17 protein-coding genes are annotated in these 15,276 nt (G+C 68.9%); 6 read left to right on the top strand and 11 right to left on the bottom strand.

Annotation, left to right across the window (positions count from 1 at the left end):
• Nucleotides 1-5: 5 nt before the first annotated feature.
• Nucleotides 6-1,016 (bottom strand): class II fructose-bisphosphatase, encoded by a 1,011-nt coding sequence (gene glpX / locus HNR15_RS13120; RefSeq protein WP_179482480.1) that lies wholly within the window; start codon nucleotides 1,014-1,016, stop codon nucleotides 6-8.
• Between the two features lie 123 nt (nucleotides 1,017-1,139).
• Here glpX and HNR15_RS13115 point away from each other — a divergent pair, with 123 nt between their 5' ends.
• Both HNR15_RS13115 and HNR15_RS13110 read left to right on the top strand, forming a co-directional pair.
• A complete protein-coding gene (locus HNR15_RS13115; protein WP_179482478.1) occupies nucleotides 1,140-1,739 on the top strand; it encodes a DUF4245 family protein in 600 nt (199 codons plus the stop codon).
• A complete protein-coding gene (locus HNR15_RS13110; protein WP_218883723.1) occupies nucleotides 1,736-3,190 on the top strand; it encodes an MFS transporter in 1,455 nt (484 codons plus the stop codon). Before HNR15_RS13115 ends, HNR15_RS13110 begins: the two co-directional genes overlap by 4 nt.
• 49 nt (nucleotides 3,191-3,239) lie before the next feature.
• Here HNR15_RS13110 and HNR15_RS13105 read toward each other — a convergent pair whose 3' ends face one another.
• Nucleotides 3,240-3,500 carry an exodeoxyribonuclease VII small subunit gene (locus tag HNR15_RS13105; protein WP_179482474.1) on the bottom strand — a complete coding sequence of 87 codons (261 nt, stop codon included), beginning with the start codon at nucleotides 3,498-3,500 and terminating at the stop codon, nucleotides 3,240-3,242.
• Nucleotides 3,501-3,576: 76 nt separating this feature from the next.
• Nucleotides 3,577-4,812, bottom strand: coding sequence for an exodeoxyribonuclease VII large subunit (xseA, locus tag HNR15_RS13100; RefSeq protein WP_179482472.1), 1,236 nt, complete (start codon nucleotides 4,810-4,812; stop codon nucleotides 3,577-3,579).
• A 23-nt stretch (nucleotides 4,813-4,835) separates the two neighbouring features.
• On the opposite strand from xseA, the gene HNR15_RS13095 reads away from it, so the two are divergent.
• The gene (locus tag HNR15_RS13095) at nucleotides 4,836-5,861 is read left to right on the top strand and encodes a 4-hydroxy-3-methylbut-2-enyl diphosphate reductase (protein ID WP_425484540.1); all 1,026 of its coding nucleotides are present in this window, start codon (nucleotides 4,836-4,838) and stop codon (nucleotides 5,859-5,861) included.
• Here the strand turns inward: HNR15_RS13095 and HNR15_RS13090 are convergent.
• From HNR15_RS13090 to HNR15_RS13070, 5 genes are all read right to left on the bottom strand, one after another.
• Nucleotides 5,837-7,057 carry a DNA recombination protein RmuC gene (locus tag HNR15_RS13090; RefSeq protein ID WP_179482469.1) on the bottom strand — a complete coding sequence of 407 codons (1,221 nt, stop codon included), beginning with the start codon at nucleotides 7,055-7,057 and terminating at the stop codon, nucleotides 5,837-5,839. The genes HNR15_RS13095 and HNR15_RS13090 overlap by 25 nt on opposite strands.
• A 43-nt stretch (nucleotides 7,058-7,100) precedes the next feature.
• Nucleotides 7,101-8,060 carry a DUF389 domain-containing protein gene (locus HNR15_RS13085; protein ID WP_179482467.1) on the bottom strand — a complete coding sequence of 320 codons (960 nt, stop codon included), beginning with the start codon at nucleotides 8,058-8,060 and terminating at the stop codon, nucleotides 7,101-7,103.
• A gap of 30 nt (nucleotides 8,061-8,090) precedes the next feature.
• Nucleotides 8,091-8,816, bottom strand: coding sequence for an anti-sigma factor (locus HNR15_RS13080; protein WP_179482465.1), 726 nt, complete (start codon nucleotides 8,814-8,816; stop codon nucleotides 8,091-8,093).
• Nucleotides 8,813-9,403 (bottom strand): ECF RNA polymerase sigma factor SigK, encoded by a 591-nt coding sequence (gene sigK, locus HNR15_RS13075; protein ID WP_233767085.1) that lies wholly within the window; start codon nucleotides 9,401-9,403, stop codon nucleotides 8,813-8,815. Before sigK ends, HNR15_RS13080 begins: the two co-directional genes overlap by 4 nt.
• Nucleotides 9,404-9,473: 70 nt before the next feature.
• Nucleotides 9,474-9,890 (bottom strand): fasciclin domain-containing protein, encoded by a 417-nt coding sequence (locus HNR15_RS13070; RefSeq protein ID WP_343048540.1) that lies wholly within the window; start codon nucleotides 9,888-9,890, stop codon nucleotides 9,474-9,476.
• Between HNR15_RS13070 and HNR15_RS18870 the strand changes: the two genes are divergently transcribed.
• Nucleotides 9,889-10,125: a hypothetical protein gene (locus HNR15_RS18870; protein WP_343048539.1), complete on the top strand. Its 237-nt coding sequence runs from the start codon at nucleotides 9,889-9,891 to the stop codon at nucleotides 10,123-10,125. The two genes, HNR15_RS13070 and HNR15_RS18870, sit on opposite strands and share 2 nt — an antisense overlap.
• An 87-nt stretch (nucleotides 10,126-10,212) precedes the next feature.
• Here HNR15_RS18870 and HNR15_RS13065 read toward each other — a convergent pair whose 3' ends face one another.
• Complete coding sequence (locus HNR15_RS13065; protein WP_246305931.1) at nucleotides 10,213-11,952, bottom strand: molybdopterin-dependent oxidoreductase; 1,740 nt, start codon at nucleotides 11,950-11,952, stop codon at nucleotides 10,213-10,215.
• 65 nt (nucleotides 11,953-12,017) lie between these two features.
• Between HNR15_RS13065 and ychF the strand changes: the two genes are divergently transcribed.
• On the top strand, nucleotides 12,018-13,097 hold the full coding sequence (ychF, locus tag HNR15_RS13060; protein ID WP_179482458.1) for a redox-regulated ATPase YchF: 1,080 nt from the start codon (nucleotides 12,018-12,020) through the stop codon (nucleotides 13,095-13,097).
• Nucleotides 13,098-13,312: 215 nt separating this feature from the next.
• Here the strand turns inward: ychF and HNR15_RS13055 are convergent, their stop codons facing one another.
• Nucleotides 13,313-13,762 (bottom strand): relaxase domain-containing protein, encoded by a 450-nt coding sequence (locus HNR15_RS13055; RefSeq protein ID WP_218883722.1) that lies wholly within the window; start codon nucleotides 13,760-13,762, stop codon nucleotides 13,313-13,315.
• A 493-nt stretch (nucleotides 13,763-14,255) separates the two neighbouring features.
• Between HNR15_RS13055 and HNR15_RS13050 the strand changes: the two genes are divergently transcribed.
• On the top strand, nucleotides 14,256-14,540 hold the full coding sequence (locus tag HNR15_RS13050) for a hypothetical protein (RefSeq protein ID WP_179482456.1): 285 nt from the start codon (nucleotides 14,256-14,258) through the stop codon (nucleotides 14,538-14,540).
• A 464-nt stretch (nucleotides 14,541-15,004) separates the two neighbouring features.
• Here the strand turns inward: HNR15_RS13050 and HNR15_RS13045 are convergent, their stop codons facing one another.
• Complete coding sequence (locus tag HNR15_RS13045) at nucleotides 15,005-15,241, bottom strand: hypothetical protein (protein ID WP_179482454.1); 237 nt, start codon at nucleotides 15,239-15,241, stop codon at nucleotides 15,005-15,007.
• Between the last annotated feature and the right edge of the window lie 35 nt (nucleotides 15,242-15,276).

Genomic DNA, 15,276 nt, shown 5'->3' with positions numbered 1-15,276 from the left:
TTTCCTCAGCCCGCCGCGGTCGCGTACTCGTGCAGCTTGGCCAGCGAGTGATGCGCGTCGATCAACCGGATCGTCCCGCTCTTGGAGCGCATCACCAACGACTGGGTGAAGCATCCGTCGGCCCGGTAGCGCACCCCGCGCAGCAGCTCACCGTCGGTGATGCCGGTCGCGACGAAGAAGGCGTTGTCGCCACGGACGAGTTCGTTGGTGCTGAGCACGGTGTCCAGGTGCAGGCCGGCGTCGATGGCCTTCTGGCGTTCGTCGTCGTCCTTCGGCGCGAGGATGCCCTGGATGGTGCCGCCCAGGGCCTTCATCGCGCACGCCGTGATGATGCCTTCGGGGGTGCCACCGATGCCGAGCAGCAGGTCGATGCCGGTGTCGGGTCGTGCTGCCATGATCGCGCCCGCTACATCGCCGTCGGCGATGTAGCGAATGCGCGCTCCCGCGTCGCGGATCTGGCTCGCGAGCTGCTCGTGACGCGGCCGGTCGAGCACGACCACGGTGACGTCGGCGGCGCTCACCCGCTTGGCCTTGGCCACCCGCCGGATGTTCTCGGCCACGGGGAGGCGGATGTCGACGACGTCGGCGATGTCCGGCCCGGCAGCAAGCTTGTCCATGTAGAAGACGGAGCTGGGGTCGTACATCGAGCCGCGCTCGCTCACCGCCATCACCGACACCGCGTTGCTCATGCCCTTGGCGGTGAGGGTGGTGCCGTCGATCGGGTCGACGGCGACGTCGACGCCCGGCCCGGTGCCGTCACCGACGTGCTCGCCGTTGAAGAGCATCGGCGCCTCGTCCTTCTCGCCCTCGCCGATGACGACCACGCCGTTCATCGCGACCGAGGAGATGACCCGGCGCATCGCGGCCACGGCCGCGCCGTCGGCGTCGTTCTTCTCACCGCGCCCGACCCAGCGGCCGCCGGCCATGGCGGCTGCCTCGGTGACCCGCACCAGCTCCAGTGCCAGGTTGCGATCCGGCACCTCGGCGCTGTGACGGCTTGCCTCATCGGTGGACATGCGACTCCTCGGTCGGCGGGTCGGGCCCGCCAGCGGGGCCCCTCGATCTCGCTCGGTGAGTCTATCGGGGGTGAGACGACGGGCGGCTGCGCCTGGTGCTCGGCCATGGGCGACGATGGTGGGGTGAGCACTCCACCCTCCGCGCAGGCTCAGGCCGGCGCACCGGCCCCCGCACGGCGCGGGATGAGCGGCACCGCGAAGAACATGGTGATCTCGATGATCGTGCTCATCGCGGGCTGTCTGGTGCTGATCGCGCTCGTGCCGCGGGTGGGCTCGGTCCAGCAACCGGTCGCGAACGTCGCGGCGATCGCCCGGGAGGTCGGCGCCGATCAGAAATGGGACGTCGCCGTCGCCGACGGGCTGCCGAAGGGCTGGACGGCCACCAACGTGACGCTCATGACCGACGACCCGCCGGACACCTGGCAGGCGGGCTACACCACCCCGGGCACCCACTACGCCGCGGTCGTGCAGACCAGCAGCGACGATCCCTCGTGGGTGACACGCCAGACCGGAGCCGCCAAGAAGGTCGGCACGGTCTCCCTCGGCGGCGCCACCTGGACGCGCTATGACCGCAACGACGGCGAGCAGCGCGCGCTGGTGCGCTCCACCCCGCTCGGCGGCCTGCACACCGCCGTGATCGGGACCGCGCCGTGGTCGCAGCTGACGTTGTTCGCCAAGGCCCTTCGGCCGCTCAGCCACAGCACGCTGCACCCGACGTCGTGACAGACGCCGACGGGTACCCCGAGGGCAGCAACCCGGCGCGATGGCTCGCGCTCTACGTCTGCCTCGGCGCGGTGTTCATGTGCCTGCTCGACGTGAGCATCGTCAACGTCGCCCTGCCCTCCATGCAGGAGGGCCTCAAGGCGACGTCGTCCGATCTGCAGTGGGTGCTGTCGGGGTACGCCGTGACGTTCGGTCTCGTGCTCGTCCCTGCCGGCCGGCTCGGTGACGCCTATTCGCGGCGCACGATGTTCCTCATCGGGATCACCGGCTTCGTGATCGCCAGCGTCGCGTGCGGGCTGGCCTGGTCCCCGCTCGCCATCGTCGTCTTCCGGCTGCTGCAGGGCATCTTCGCCGGACTGCTCACCCCGCAGGTCAACGGCATCATCCAGCAGCTCTTCCGCGGTCCCGAGCGCGGCCGGGCCTTCGGCTACTTCGGGGCGATCGCGGGCGTCTCGACCGCCGCGGGGCCGCTGGCGGGTGGCGGGCTCATCGCCCTGTTCGGCACCGAACACGGCTGGCGCACGGTCTTCTTCGTCAACCTGCCCATCGGCCTGGTGGCGATCCCGTTCGCCGCGCGTCTGCTCACCCGGGCCGGCGTGACGAGCAGCCGCGGCACCGGTCGGCGTCCCCAGCTCGACCCCGTCGGCTCGCTGCTGTTCTGCGTCGGGATCGTCTCGCTGCTGCTGCCGTTGGTGGAGCAGCGGGAGTGGTCCGGCGCGCTGCGCTACCCGTTGTACGCGGTCGCCGTGCTCTTCCTGGCCCTCTTCGTCCTGTGGGAGCGCCGCGTGGAGTCCCGGGGCAAGGCGCCGGTGCTCGATCTGCGGCTGTTCTCGCTGCGCAGCTTCAGCTTCGGTTCAGTGACCGGGCTGCTCTACTTCGGCGCCTTCACCTCGATCTTCTTCGTGCTCACCGTCTATCTGCAGATGGGCCAGGGCTACTCCGCGTGGCAGGCGGGACTGACGGTCACGGCATTCGCCGCGGCCACGATCCCGGCCTCGCGCCTGTCGGGCTCCAAGGGCCCCGACCACCCCATCGCCTTCCTGGTGACGGGGTCGCTGCTCTTCGCCGCCGGCCTGCTGCTGACGATCCTCGCGGTGCAGATCGAGTCCGGTTCGCATGTGGGCTGGTGGATCGCAGTGCCGCTCGTGGTGGCCGGTTTCGGCAACGGCCTGGTGCTGCCCGCCAACCAGACGCGGGTGGTCTCCCAGGTGCCGGTGGAGCAGGCGAGTTCGGCCGGCGCGGCGTACCAGGTGTTCCAGCGCACCGGGACGGCACTCGGCATCGCGGTCGTCGGATCGGTGTTCTTCGGCCAGTTGGCGAGCAGCCGGGGCGATTTCTCCCAAGCCTTCGAGTACGGCGTGAGCGTCTCGGCCGGGCTCGGCATCCTCACCGCAGTCCTCGCGGGCGCGGAGGCGTGGTCGGGCAGGCTCGCGGGGTCTCGCACCGGCTGAGCGCTCAAGGCCCTGAGATCCGGGTAGGGCCCTGCTTCGTGGGTCCCGGTCAGTCCCGATCGGCGGTCATCGCATCGATCCGCTGCTCCGCGTTCGAGAGCCACTTCTGGCAGTGCGCGGCGAGCGCCTCGCCGCGCTCCCACAGCCGCATGCTGTCCTCGAGGCTGGGCTCGCCGCTCTCCAACCGGGTCACGATCGCGGCCAACTGGTCGCGCGCGTCCTCATACCCCAGGTGGGCGATGTCGTCGTGGGCGTCGGCGGCCGGTACCTCGTCCGCGCCGTCGGCTGCCTGCTGCTCGCTGGTGGCCATGTCTAGAACTCCTCGGATGGTCGATGGTCGTGCCGTGCGAACCGGTCGGGCGGCAGGTTCCCGCGTCATGCGCGCCTCACGGCTTCGTCACCGGGCGCACCGCGAAGTCTCCCTGGGCGACGGTGACCCGCAGGAGGTCGGACGGTGCCACCTGGGCCACGTCGGTGACGACCTGCCCGTCCTGGGTGCGCACGACGGCATAGCCGCGTTGCAGCACCTCCCAGGGCGACAGTGCCCGCAGCTGTCCGCCGAGGTGACCCACCTGATCGTGTGCCCGGTCCAGACGACGGGTCACGACGGAGGAGGAGCGTGCACGCAGCTGCTGCACCGCATCCGCCCGGCGCGTCACCATGGTGATCGGGTCGCGCAGCGCCGGAGCCGCGCACAGCTGATCCAGGTGCCGTCGCTCGATGGCTGCGTGGTGACGCAATGAGCGCGCTGCTCGATCGAGCAGCCTGTCCAGCCCGGCGTGCTGCTCGGCCAGGTCGGGCACGATCCGGCGTGCGGCGTCGGTGGGGGTCGAGGCGCGCAGATCCGCCACGAAGTCGAGCAGCGGTGTGTCGACGTCGTGCCCGATGGCGCTCACCACCGGGGTGCGCGCGGCGGAGACCGCGCGCAGCAGGGCCTCGTTGCTGAAGGGCAGCAGATCCTCGAACGCGCCACCGCCCCGGGCGATCACGATGACGTCGACGTCGGGCGCGGCGTCCAGCTCGGCCAGGGCCGCGCCCACCTGCTCGACAGTGCCCGGCCCCTGCACGGCTACCTGTCGGATCTCGAACTGCGTTGCGGGCCAGCGCAGCCGGGTGTTCTCCACGACGTCCTTCTCGGCGGCGCTCGCGCGACCGCAGATCAGGCCGACCCGGCGCGGAAGGAACGGCAGCGGACGTTTGCGCGAGGCGTCGAAGAGCCCTTCGCTGCGCAGCAGCTGCTTGAGGTGCTCCAGGCGCAGCAGGAGATCGCCGACGCCGACCGGCCGCATCTGCCGGGCGTCCAGGTGCAGAGAGCCACGCTTGGTCCAGAACGTCGGCTTGGCCTGCACCACGACCCGGGCGCCGGGTCCGATGCCCGGACCCATCGCATCGAGGGTGTTGACGTGCACCGTCACCGACAGCGACATGTCCACGTCGGGGTCGCGCAGAGTGACGTAACAGGTCGGAGCGCCCGGCCGCCGCTGCAACTGCACGATCTGGCCCTCGACCCACAGCGGCGACATCTTGTCGACGTACTCGCTGATCCGCATCGACAGGGTGCGCACCGGCCAGGGCTGCTCGGCCGTGGTGTCGGCGGCCTTCTCCGGAAGCGGCGCGGTCACGCGGCCACCGTAGACTGATGGGCATGACGAGCACTCCAGTGGCGGCCGCACCCTCGCGCACCAAGCGGGTCCTGCTCGCCGCCCCGCGGGGGTATTGCGCTGGAGTGGACCGCGCCGTGGTGACCGTGCAGAAGGCGCTCGACCTCTATGGTCCGCCGGTCTACGTGCGTAAGGAGATCGTGCACAACAAGCACGTCGTGACCACCCTGGAGAAGCGCGGCGCGATCTTCGTGGAGGAGACCGACGAGGTGCCCGAGGGCGCGACGGTGATCTTCTCCGCGCACGGCGTAGCGCCGGTGGTGCACGAGGAGGCCGCTGCCCTCAAGCTGAAGACGATCGACGCCACCTGCCCTCTGGTCACCAAGGTGCACCGCGAGGCCGTGCGCTTCGCGAGCGACGACTTCGACATCCTGCTCATCGGGCACGAAGGCCATGAGGAGGTGGTGGGGACCGCGGGCGAGGCGCCCGAGCACATCACCCTCGTGCAGAGCCCCGACCACGTCGACGAGGTCACCGTGCGCGACCCGGAGAAGGTCGTCTGGCTCTCCCAGACCACGCTGTCGGTGGACGAGACGATGGAGACCGTGCGGCGACTGCGGGAGAAGTTCCCGAAGCTGCAGGATCCGCCGTCGGACGACATCTGCTACGCCACCCAGAACCGTCAGTTGGCGGTCAAGCAGATGGCGCCGGACACCGACCTGATGATCGTGGTCGGCAGCCGCAACTCCTCCAACTCCGTCCGCCTCGTCGAGGTCGCGCTCGAGCACGGCTCGCGCGCGGGTCATCTGGTGGATTACGCCGACGAGATCGACGAGAGCTGGCTCGACGGCGTCACGACCGTGGGCGTGACGTCGGGTGCGTCGGTGCCGGAGGTGCTGGTGCGGGACGTGCTGGACTATCTGGCCGCACGCGGTTACGAGGACGTCACGGCCGTGCAGGCCGCGCAGGAGAGCCTGCTCTTCGCGCTGCCGAACGAGTTGCGCCGTGACCTGAAGCTCGCGGGCAACGGCGACGACAAAGTGCGTCACGACGCCGGCGCGCTGCGCTGAGCCTCATCCTCCTCTCCTGACACCCCGGCGCGGAAGTCGAGCTGGGGGCGGGCGCTCTCACCGGTCTGCTCCATGTCGCGATCGACCGCGTCGATGAGCTCCTGGGCCGTGAGCGGGCGTACGGCGTCCTGCAGGGGAGACGGGGAGGCCGGGGGGTGATCTGCCAGCCCGAGCTCGTGCATCTTGCGTGCGGTCACCAGCACCCGGCTCTCCATGGTGCCGAGCAGGGCGTTGTAGGCCTCGACCGACCGGTGCAGCGAGCTTCCGAGCTTGTCGGTGTGTCGCCCGAGGGTCGCCAGCCGTTCGTAGAGCGTCCTGCCCAGCTCCAGCAGTTCCCTGGCGTTGGCGTTGAGGTCGTCCTGCTGCCAACTGAATGCGACCGTGCGCAGGAGAGCCAGCAGAGTGCTCGGCGACGCGAGCACCACCCGGCGGGAGATGGCGCGTTCGAAGATCGCCGGATCGGCCAGCAGGGCCGCTGACAGCACCGCGTCGGACGGGACGAACGCCACCACCATCTCCGGAGAGCCGGCGAAGGCGGTCCAGTAGCCCTTGGCGGCGAGCGCGTCCAGGTGCCCGCTGAGGGCACGGGCGTGCGCCCGCAGCGCCGCCGAGCGCGCGGCGTCGTCGATGCCCTCTCGCTGGGCGGCCAGGTAGGAGGTCAGGGGCGCCTTGCTGTCGATCACCAGCTTGCGCTCGCCCGGCAGGTGGACCACGACGTCCGGGCGCACCGCGACGCCGTCCCGGGCCCGTGCGCTGACCTGCTCCTCGAAGTCGCAGCGGGACAGCATTCCCGCGTGTTCGAGCAGGCGCCGCAGCTGGGTCTCACCCCAGGTGCCGCTGATGTTGGAGGACTTGAGGGCCCCGGCCAGCGCGGCCGTCTCCTGCTGCAGACGGGTGGTGGTCGCCCCCACCTGATCCAGTCGTGCCCCGAGCTCGCCCCACTGCGCCAGGCGGTCGCGTTCGAGCACTCCCACCTGGCGCTCGACGCGCAGGAGCGTTTCGCCCAATGGGGCGAGGACACCCGCGGTGCGCTGGCCGTCGCGGTCGGCCAGTTCCAGGTCGACGATTCGCTCGCGCAGCAGGTCGCGCTCGGTCGTGAGCGCGACGCCGCGGGCGAGGTACACCGCACGTAGCGTCATCACGGCCATCAGCGCGCCGATCACGGCACCAGCGAGAAGAGCCTCCATCACAGTCATGGACGGAGCGTGGCACGGTGCACCGACAATGTGGCGATCCGACTCAGGCGCGCCCTGCACGGAGGACCGGCTTGACCACTCGTTGGACGTGGTGCCACGCGCGACGTTGCACGATCAGGGTCAGCGTGCCCGCCGCGACCATGCCTACCAGGTTGAGGCCCAGCTGAGCAGCCGACCCCGTCATCTCGTGGGGCACCCACAGGCCGAGCGCCAGCGCGAAGTTGCCGGCCGCCGGGACCGTGGTGACTGAGATGAACACCCCGACCATCGCCTGCGCCTTCTCGACGGACAGAGCGAGCACGCCCGCCGCCCCCGCCAGAAGGGCTACGACGAACGACCACGTGTTCGGTTGCCAGATGAACTGCGTCTGCGGACGTGCGCGAGCCACCATCTCGGGGTGGACGATCCCGGCGAAACGCGCGAGCACGGCGATCAGGGAGATGACGGCGACCGCGAACGCGAAGCTGCCGAGTAGGACGGCGATGCTCCGCAGCGCCAGGCGGCCGCCTCCGAGCGCGAGGCCGGTGCAAATCGCCGCCACGGTGGCGAATTCGGGCCCGACCACCATCGCGCCCACCACCAGGATGGAGGAGTCGGTGATGACCGCGACGGAGGCGAGAGCGACCGCGATCACGAGGAAGATCTCGTAGCTGAGGGTGGGCCGTGCGGCGTCCTGCGCCTGCTCGAGCAGCACGTCCCACACCACGGCATCGTCGGGATCGCCCTCGACGGCCAGATCGATCTCACGAGCGGCCCGGAAGGGAGTGGCCGACGGTTGACTCAGGACCACCCCTCCCCGGTCGCACAACCCGGTGCCGCGCAGCGCGTCGAGCACCTGGCTGGTCGCCTCTCGAGCGACGTCCACCTCGATGACATCGCCGGGCGGCCGCAGGCTTGCACCGCGCACCCTCGAGAGGTTGGTCGCTGCCGGGTGCTCGAAGAGCAACGCCGCCACGGACGCACTGAGGTCGTCCGGGACGGTGAGCCGCAGGTGCATGAGCATGCCTGCAGGGTAGATCCCCGAGGGGGCCCGTCAGGTCGTCGTGAGCGGCAGCGCCAGGATGGGCGTCTTCGTGGGCACCTGGGACCCGCCGGCGGGTTCGACGGTGATGTCGAACTCCTTGGCGCCCTGGACGTTGGCGGTGAGCCGATTGGTGTGATCGGTCTTGAGGATGCCGGCGTTGGTGGGCCCGTCGCTCTTGATGAACCAGCCCTGGTAGGTCGTGTCGCCCTTGGTCGCGGCGACCTTGTGCAGGGTCGCGACGGCCTGATTGAGCGAGCGCGAGCTGATCACGGTGACGGTGCCGCCTTGGAACTGCACGGTCTGGCGTGTCGCGTCGGGTGCGTGCTCGATCCGGGACTGCGCGTTGGTGACCCCGTTCGACGAGCCGGCCCACGGCTGGGCGTGGATGACACCCGCGCCGGCGACCACCACGGCGGCAGCCGCGACGAGGCCGAGGACCGCGCGGCGCTTCCTGCCCGACGTACGCGCCGACCTCGCCCCGATCGAACGCTCGGCTCGCGACGAAGGCGTCTGCGGGGTGTGCTGAATCTGTGCCAGCAGCGAGGAACGCACGTCGGGCGATGGAGCGAGCGGGGGGACGTCTGAGGCCAGTGTGACGGTGAGTTCGGCGACCTCGGCCACCTCGCGGCGGCAGGACTCGCAGTCCTGCAGATGACGCTCGGAGCGGGCCCGTTCCAGGTCGTCGACGGCGTCGAGGGCGTAGCCCACGGCATCGATGTGCGTGTCGTTGGTCATCGCTCACCTCCCATCGCGGTGCGTAACCGCTGCAGTCCATCGCGTATTCGTGTCTTCGCTGTGCCGAGGGGGATGCCGAGTCGTTCGGCGACCTCTGCGTGCGTGTGACCCTCGAAATACACCAGGCTGAGGGCCTGCCGCTGGTTCTCGCCCAGAGTGCCCAGGGCGCTGCGGACCCGTTCTGCGTCGAGTGAGGCCGTCACCTGATCGACCGTGGAGTCGTACGCCGTCTCCTGCGACTCCCGCGTGTACGTCTCGTCCCGCCGTCGGGTGGCCTGCGCCGACCGGATACGGTCGACCGCCCGGCGGTGGGCGAGAGTGAACATCCAGCTGAGCGCCGACCCCTTCTGCGGATCGAACTTGGGGCTGGTGCGCCAGATCTCCAGGAAGACCTCCTGGGTGATCTCCTCGGCCTGCGCCCGGTCCACGATGAGTCGGACGACCAGACCGTTGATACGGGGACTGGTCGCGTCGTAGAGCCGCGCGAACGCGTCTTCATCCCCTCGACCCGCCGCCGTGAGCAGGTCGGCAAGCTCCGGACCCGGTTCGTGGAGCCCGGTGTCCACTGTCCGCAAGGTGCCTGCCATGGGACCCATCTTGACTGATGGGCCCCACGACAGCGCTACCGACGTCACAGTGAACGAGATTCGTTACAGATCAGCTGGCCGGGACCAGGACCGTGTCGATGATGTAGACGTTGGCGTTCGCGGTCTGCACATTGCCGCAGATGATCTTCGCGGTGGCCCCGCCCTTGACGGTCAGGGTGGGCACGGTGCCGCTCACCGTGTCGCTGGTCTTGGCGAGCGTCTGGTGGGTGCCGACGATCTTGTCCGGGCCGAGGCGGGTCGCCAGGACGTGGTTGGTGAGGATCTTGGTCAGCATCGTCTTGTCGGCGAGAACCTTGTCGAGGGTCGCCTTGGGGAGCTTGGCGAAGGCGTCGTTGGTCGGCGCGAAGACGGTCAGGTTCTGGGTGTTGTTCAGCGTGTCCACCAGGCCTGCCTTCTTGACGGCGGTGACCAGCGTCGACAGCAGCGGGTTGTTCGAGGCCGCGGTGGCGACCGTGTCCTGCGTCATGCCGCCGAACGAGCCCTTACCGGTCTTCGGTACGGCCGAGCAGCCGGGGCCGAAGGGGACGGCCGCGGTCGCGGTCGAGCCCGAGGAGGACGAGGAGCTGGAGGAGCTTGAGGGGGCGGCACTGGAGCTGCCGGAACCGCTGCTGCTGCCGCAGGCGGTCAGCGCGATGGCGCCGATCGCGGTGACGGCGGCAGCCGAGGTGATGGAACGCGTCTTCATGTGGATCTCCTGGTGAGGTCTCGCGCTACGACGAGTTCGTTGGTTGAAGTACATGAGTCATTCGGAGTGCACAGTGAGCCGGATTGGATTGGCGCCCAATCCTTCACCCGATGTTGAAGATGAGGTTGACGACCCCGCTCGAGCCGTCCGGGAAGACGTCCTTGCGTGCTTCGGACTGCAGCGAGTCCTTGCCGTAGACGACCCGCGCACGGACAGCGTGCTGCCCTGTCGCCGTGGTGTTCCACACGTAGGCCCACTGTCGCCAGTAGTCCACGTTCACGTCCGGACCCATGGTGGCGTCCTTCCAGGGGCCTTCGTCGAGACTCACCTGCACGCGTACGACGCCGTGCCGCTGGGCCCACGCGACGCCGCCGATGACGACCTTGCCGCCCTTGACCGTCGCGAAGGACCCGGGCGTGTCGATGCGTGTCGAGGGCTTGATCGGGCCGTCGATCGTCCAGCCGCGCTTGGTCCAGTAGGCCTTCGCCTTGGAGTAGTCGGTGACGGTTATCCGGGTCACCCACTTCGTGCAGCCGAGCATCCCGTAGAGGCCGGGCGTGACCAGGCGCGCGGGGAACCCGTGCGCCCGGGGGAGTGCCTGCCCGTTCATCCCGATCGCGAGGAGAGCGTCGCGGTCATCGGTCATCGCACCGAGCGGGGTGCTGATGCTGAAGCCCTCGGTGGAGGTGCTGAAGACCTGCCGGCCCGGTTTGCCCGCATCCTTGACGCCGGCCATCTTCAACAGGTCCTTGGTGCGCACGCCGAGCCAGGTCGCCCCGCCGGCGTAGCTGCCGCCCGGCTCGTTGCTGATGCAGGTCAGGCTGATGTTGCGCTCGATCAGGTCGAGCTTGGTGATGTCGTCGTAGCTGAGCTCGAGCGGGTGGTCGACGTCGCCGTCGATCCGCAGCCGCCAGGAGTCGCGCTCGACGTTCGGCACCGTCAGGGAGGTGTCGACCCGGTAGAACTTGCTGTTCGGGGTGCGCAAGGGGGTGATCGCGGGGTACTGCGCCGTGAGGCCGACGGGGATCGCCGGCGCCTTCTCCTTGGCGACGGGCAGCGCCAACCCGGCCGTGCTAGGTACGGCGCCGAGCTTCTGGCCGATCGCCGCACTGCCGACAGCGCCGGCCGCCACTACCCCCGATCCTGCGAGGAAGACCCGGCGGGTGCTCGCGAGAGTGGGCTCATCGCTCGCCGTCGGGCGTCGCAGGACACGGTCGACCGTGCGCTGGGTGAAGGCATCGCCGGACAGCCAGAAGAGTCCGAACAGCGCCAGGGTGCCTGCCAGGGCGGTGACGATGGTCGGGACGATGTCGGAGGCCACAGCAGCGGGGCGGGTCATCGCGGCGTACCCGGCGACGGCCACGAGCACCAGCTCGAGGGCCAGGCCGAGCAGGAAGATCCTTCGCGCCAGCAGGCCCGCGATGCCGGCCAGGACGAGTGCACCGGCGGAGACCGACAGCAACAGCACGAGCTTGTCGTTCGTGCCGAACTGCTTGATCGCGAAGTCCTTGAGCGCGGTCGGTGTGCGGTCGATCACTGCCTCGCCGACCGCGAGGACCGGGGAGGCCGATGCCTTGCGGAACGACGCGACGAGGTGGCCGAGGGCCATCCCGAGGCCTGCAGCCAGGATGCCGATGAGGATGGCGCGCAGTCGTCCGACCGTGCCGATCGGGTTGTGGGGATTGAGTATTCGCTTGGTCCGCGACCCGCCGTCGGCGCGTTCCAGGGAGGCGGCGGTGTCGGACGCGGCGCCCGATGCCGGTGCGGCAGGCCCGTCATCGGGGGTGCCGGGGGATCGTCTCGGGGGCATGGCCGACCGCAGACGATCGAGGAAACGGGTCATGAGTCCTATTCGGAGCGCGCGACGTGGTGGATGCCCTCGCCGCGACCGCGTAACCTCTTGTCCCCGTGGCCCTCACCATCGGAATCGTCGGACTGCCCAACGTCGGCAAGTCCACGATGTTCAACGCGCTGACCAAGAACAACGTCCTGGCCGCGAACTACCCGTTCGCGACCATCGAGCCCAACGTCGGGGTGGTCCCGCTGCCCGATGGGCGCCTCGAGGTGCTGGGCAAGATCTTCGACAGCAAGCAGATCGTTCCGGCCACCGTGTCCTTCGTCGACATCGCCGGCATCGTCAAAGGCGCCTCGGAGGGGGAGGGCCTGGGCAACAAGTTCCTGGCCAACATCCGCGAGGCCGACGCCATCTGCCAGGTCATCCGTGCCTTCGACGACGACGACGTGGTGCACGTCGACGGGTCGATCTCCCCGGTGCGTGACAAGGAGATCATTGAGACCGAGCTGATCCTGGCAGACCTGGAGACCGTCGAGCGCGCGCTGCCGCGGCTCGACAAGGAGGTCAAGGGCAAGAAGACGGACAAGACGGTGCTGGACGCCGCGCTCGCCGCCAAGGACGTCCTGGATGCGGGCAACACGCTCTTCTCCCAGCGGGATTCGTTCGATTTCACCCCGATCCGCGAGCTGGGTCTCCTGACCGCCAAGCCCTTCCTCTACGTCTTCAACGTCGACGAGGCGCAGCTGACCGACACCGACCTGCAGGCGTCCCTGCAGGCGCTGGTCGAGCCGGCCGAGGCGATCTTCCTCAACGCCAAGCTCGAGATGGACCTCGCCGAGCTCGACGAGGACGACGCCACCGAGCTGCTGGAGTCGGTCGGCGTGACCGAGTCGGGGCTGGATCAGTTGGCGCACAAGGGTTTCCACACCCTCGGGTTGCAGACCTACCTGACGGCCGGGCCCAAGGAGACGCGCGCCTGGACCGTGCCGGTCGGTGCGACGGCCCCGCAGGCCGCCGGCGTCATCCACACCGACTTCCAGAAGGGCTTCATCAAGGCCGAGGTCATCTCGTACGAGGACCTGGTCGAGCTGGGCTCCGTCGCCGAAGCGCGTTTACACGGCAAGGCCCGCATGGAGGGTAAGGACTACGTCATGGCCGACGGCGACGTGGTGGAGTTCCGCTTCAACGTCTGAATCGGCGCGTTTGCGCAGGTCAGAGGCTTGTGGGGGTCGTTTAGTCCGCACCTAGTCCGCAAGAATTTCAGAACGGTGGCCTCGAACGGGCCGTCCGAAGTGCCGCCAGGCCCCGCCGTGGGGTGCCCGCGGTGGGGCCTGCATCGGTGCGCTGACCGCGGCCGGAGCGACCCCCGGACGGCCTTGCCAGGAGGCGTTCGGGCACGCCCGTCTGGTCACTCTCCGGGACTGGCCACCGACGCCGCTCCGGGCCAGGCGGGGCCGCCAAGCGCCGCCGCCTTGTCCTGGGCTGCGTCGAGCGCATCGGAGATCTCGGGATGCAGTGGCGCCGCGAGCGACCAGGTCTTCGGCCCTTTGACCACCACCTCGACGAACCGCAGCGCGTTCGCGTCATTGCGGACGACACCCTTCCTGCATCCAGTGGAGATGTCGGTCCCGGCCACCCACGCCTCGTACGTCTCGCCGGTCATCGCGCCCGCGTTTCTCACCGGTCCGTCGGGGCCGGCCATGAGTCGGGTGGCGACGCCGCTGCCTTCACCGAGGTAGTAGTCGTCTGCGCGGGAGCGATCGCGCTCGACATACGCGCGGGCCGCACTCGCCGCGCCGCGGTCGAACTTCACGCCACCGTGCACCCGGATCACCGCCTCAACGACGTCCGTCAGCAACCGACGGACCCCTAGAAATGCCGCATGGCCCGCCCGATCACGGGCGGCCCATCTACGAACCTTCGTAGCATGCGTGCCGCTTGGGTGGGAGGTGTTGAGAACGCAGAGCGGGTGTGCGTTTCGACAGATTTTCGGGACCAATGACGGCCAACGATCGCCATCTGGAGGCGGCAGAGAGAGCGGGAATGGCTCGGCCCGGATGGGAGGTTCGGTGATAGCTGTCGAGTGTTCAGCCTGCGGCGTCTCAGAGGAATGTTGTGACGTGGGTCCGGAGGTCACGCGATGAGCAGGCCAGGTTTCCGATGGGGAACGGACCCGCGCGGCGCACGGGGCGTGGGCAAGGGCATCCCGACGGCCGTCCCCCTAGCTGTTGCCTCTCCCATGCGTAGGTGCGAGTGGATCGACTCCCTGCCGCTCATCGCGGGTTTCAGGACAGATCTAGCCGAATGTCTCGACCTCAGAGGGACGTCTACCGCGCCGGCACTGCTATGCGGTGGCTGATCAGGTGTACGAAGAGCGCATCACGTTGTGGCGGGCCACGGACATGGATGCAGCGATCGAACTGGCCAAAGCCGAAGCGCTTGAGTACGCCGCCGACCTTGACGGTGAGTACACCGGGCTTGCCCAGGCGAACCAGCTCTCGGATGAAATGGAGCCTGGAGCTGGGGTCTTCTCCCTGATGCGGTCCAGCGGGCTGGACACCGAGGACTACCTAGATCACTTTTTCGACACCGGGACCGAACGGCAGCAGGGGTCGCCTAGCTTTGATTTGTCCTAGCCTGAGGTACCCGTTACTAGAGTGTCTTAGATTGCTGCGTTAGGACAGTGGCACGTTGCCGATCTGAACCACTCGCTCCGCGTATTCGGCGGGTAGCCCGGTGCTGCAATCGCGGCCTCCAACCAGGTGCAGTGAGACTAGGTCGGAGTACTTGCTTTGGTGGACGGCTTCCACTTGTGACCAAGGGATGAATCGCCGGGTCGGGCGGCGGATGCCTTGTCTGTTGACCACGACGGTGTTGAGGGTCCGGGTCGAGCTGATGCAGAACAGCACGGCGAAGAAGGCTGGGATGACGTAGTGCATAGGCGATGCCCCCCGAGCGGCGTCCCGCACGACTGTCCAGGCCAGTACTACGACCACCAATCCCGCGATCCACTTCGCGAGCCGTGGGCGGCGTGCCCGCAGGTCGTACCGGATCTCGCCGCGTGTGTCTGTTGGCTGGCTCATGACGTTGGCCTCACGTGCTACACCACGTCGCGCTGGGTAACTCGTTGTTCGATCGCCCTGGTGCCAGCGAGCAGCGCAACGGGTCCACCGCAGGATGCGACCGCCACCACGGCGTCGCCAACGAGGCCGTTCGCGAGGAGATACAGGGCCCACACCACCGCTACGACGATGAAGGCCGCGCATCCCAGTCGCACTTGGCGATGATGGTGGAAAAACCAGCTCTCCAGCGATGTCAGTGGAGAGTCGGGGGCCACGCCCTGAGTATGGCGCCCACTGATCGTGCTCAGTG

The sequence above is a fragment of the Allobranchiibius huperziae genome (genome assembly GCF_013410455.1).
GTDB lineage: Bacteria > Actinomycetota > Actinomycetes > Actinomycetales > Dermatophilaceae > Allobranchiibius > Allobranchiibius huperziae.
Note: the sequence above shows the minus strand (reverse complement) of the source record. Positions and strands in the feature narration are given on the sequence as shown.

Coding starts and splice junctions, on each gene's coding strand:
- glpX (WP_179482480.1), bottom strand. CDS start 1,016: ATGTCCACCGATGAGGCAAGCCGTCACAGCGCCGAGGTGCCGGATCGC.
- HNR15_RS13105 (WP_179482474.1), bottom strand. CDS start 3,500: ATGGCCACCAGCGAGCAGCAGGCAGCCGACGGCGCGGACGAGGTACCG.
- HNR15_RS13095 (WP_425484540.1), top strand. CDS start 4,836: ATGACGAGCACTCCAGTGGCGGCCGCACCCTCGCGCACCAAGCGGGTC.
- HNR15_RS13090 (WP_179482469.1), bottom strand. CDS start 7,057: ATGACTGTGATGGAGGCTCTTCTCGCTGGTGCCGTGATCGGCGCGCTG.
- HNR15_RS13085 (WP_179482467.1), bottom strand. CDS start 8,060: ATGCTCATGCACCTGCGGCTCACCGTCCCGGACGACCTCAGTGCGTCC.
- HNR15_RS13080 (WP_179482465.1), bottom strand. CDS start 8,816: ATGACCAACGACACGCACATCGATGCCGTGGGCTACGCCCTCGACGCC.
- sigK (WP_233767085.1), bottom strand. CDS start 9,403: ATGGCAGGCACCTTGCGGACAGTGGACACCGGGCTCCACGAACCGGGT.
- HNR15_RS18870 (WP_343048539.1), top strand. CDS start 9,889: ATGCCGCCGAACGAGCCCTTACCGGTCTTCGGTACGGCCGAGCAGCCG.
- HNR15_RS13070 (WP_343048540.1), bottom strand. CDS start 9,890: ATGACGCAGGACACGGTCGCCACCGCGGCCTCGAACAACCCGCTGCTG.
- HNR15_RS13065 (WP_246305931.1), bottom strand. CDS start 11,952: ATGACCCGTTTCCTCGATCGTCTGCGGTCGGCCATGCCCCCGAGACGA.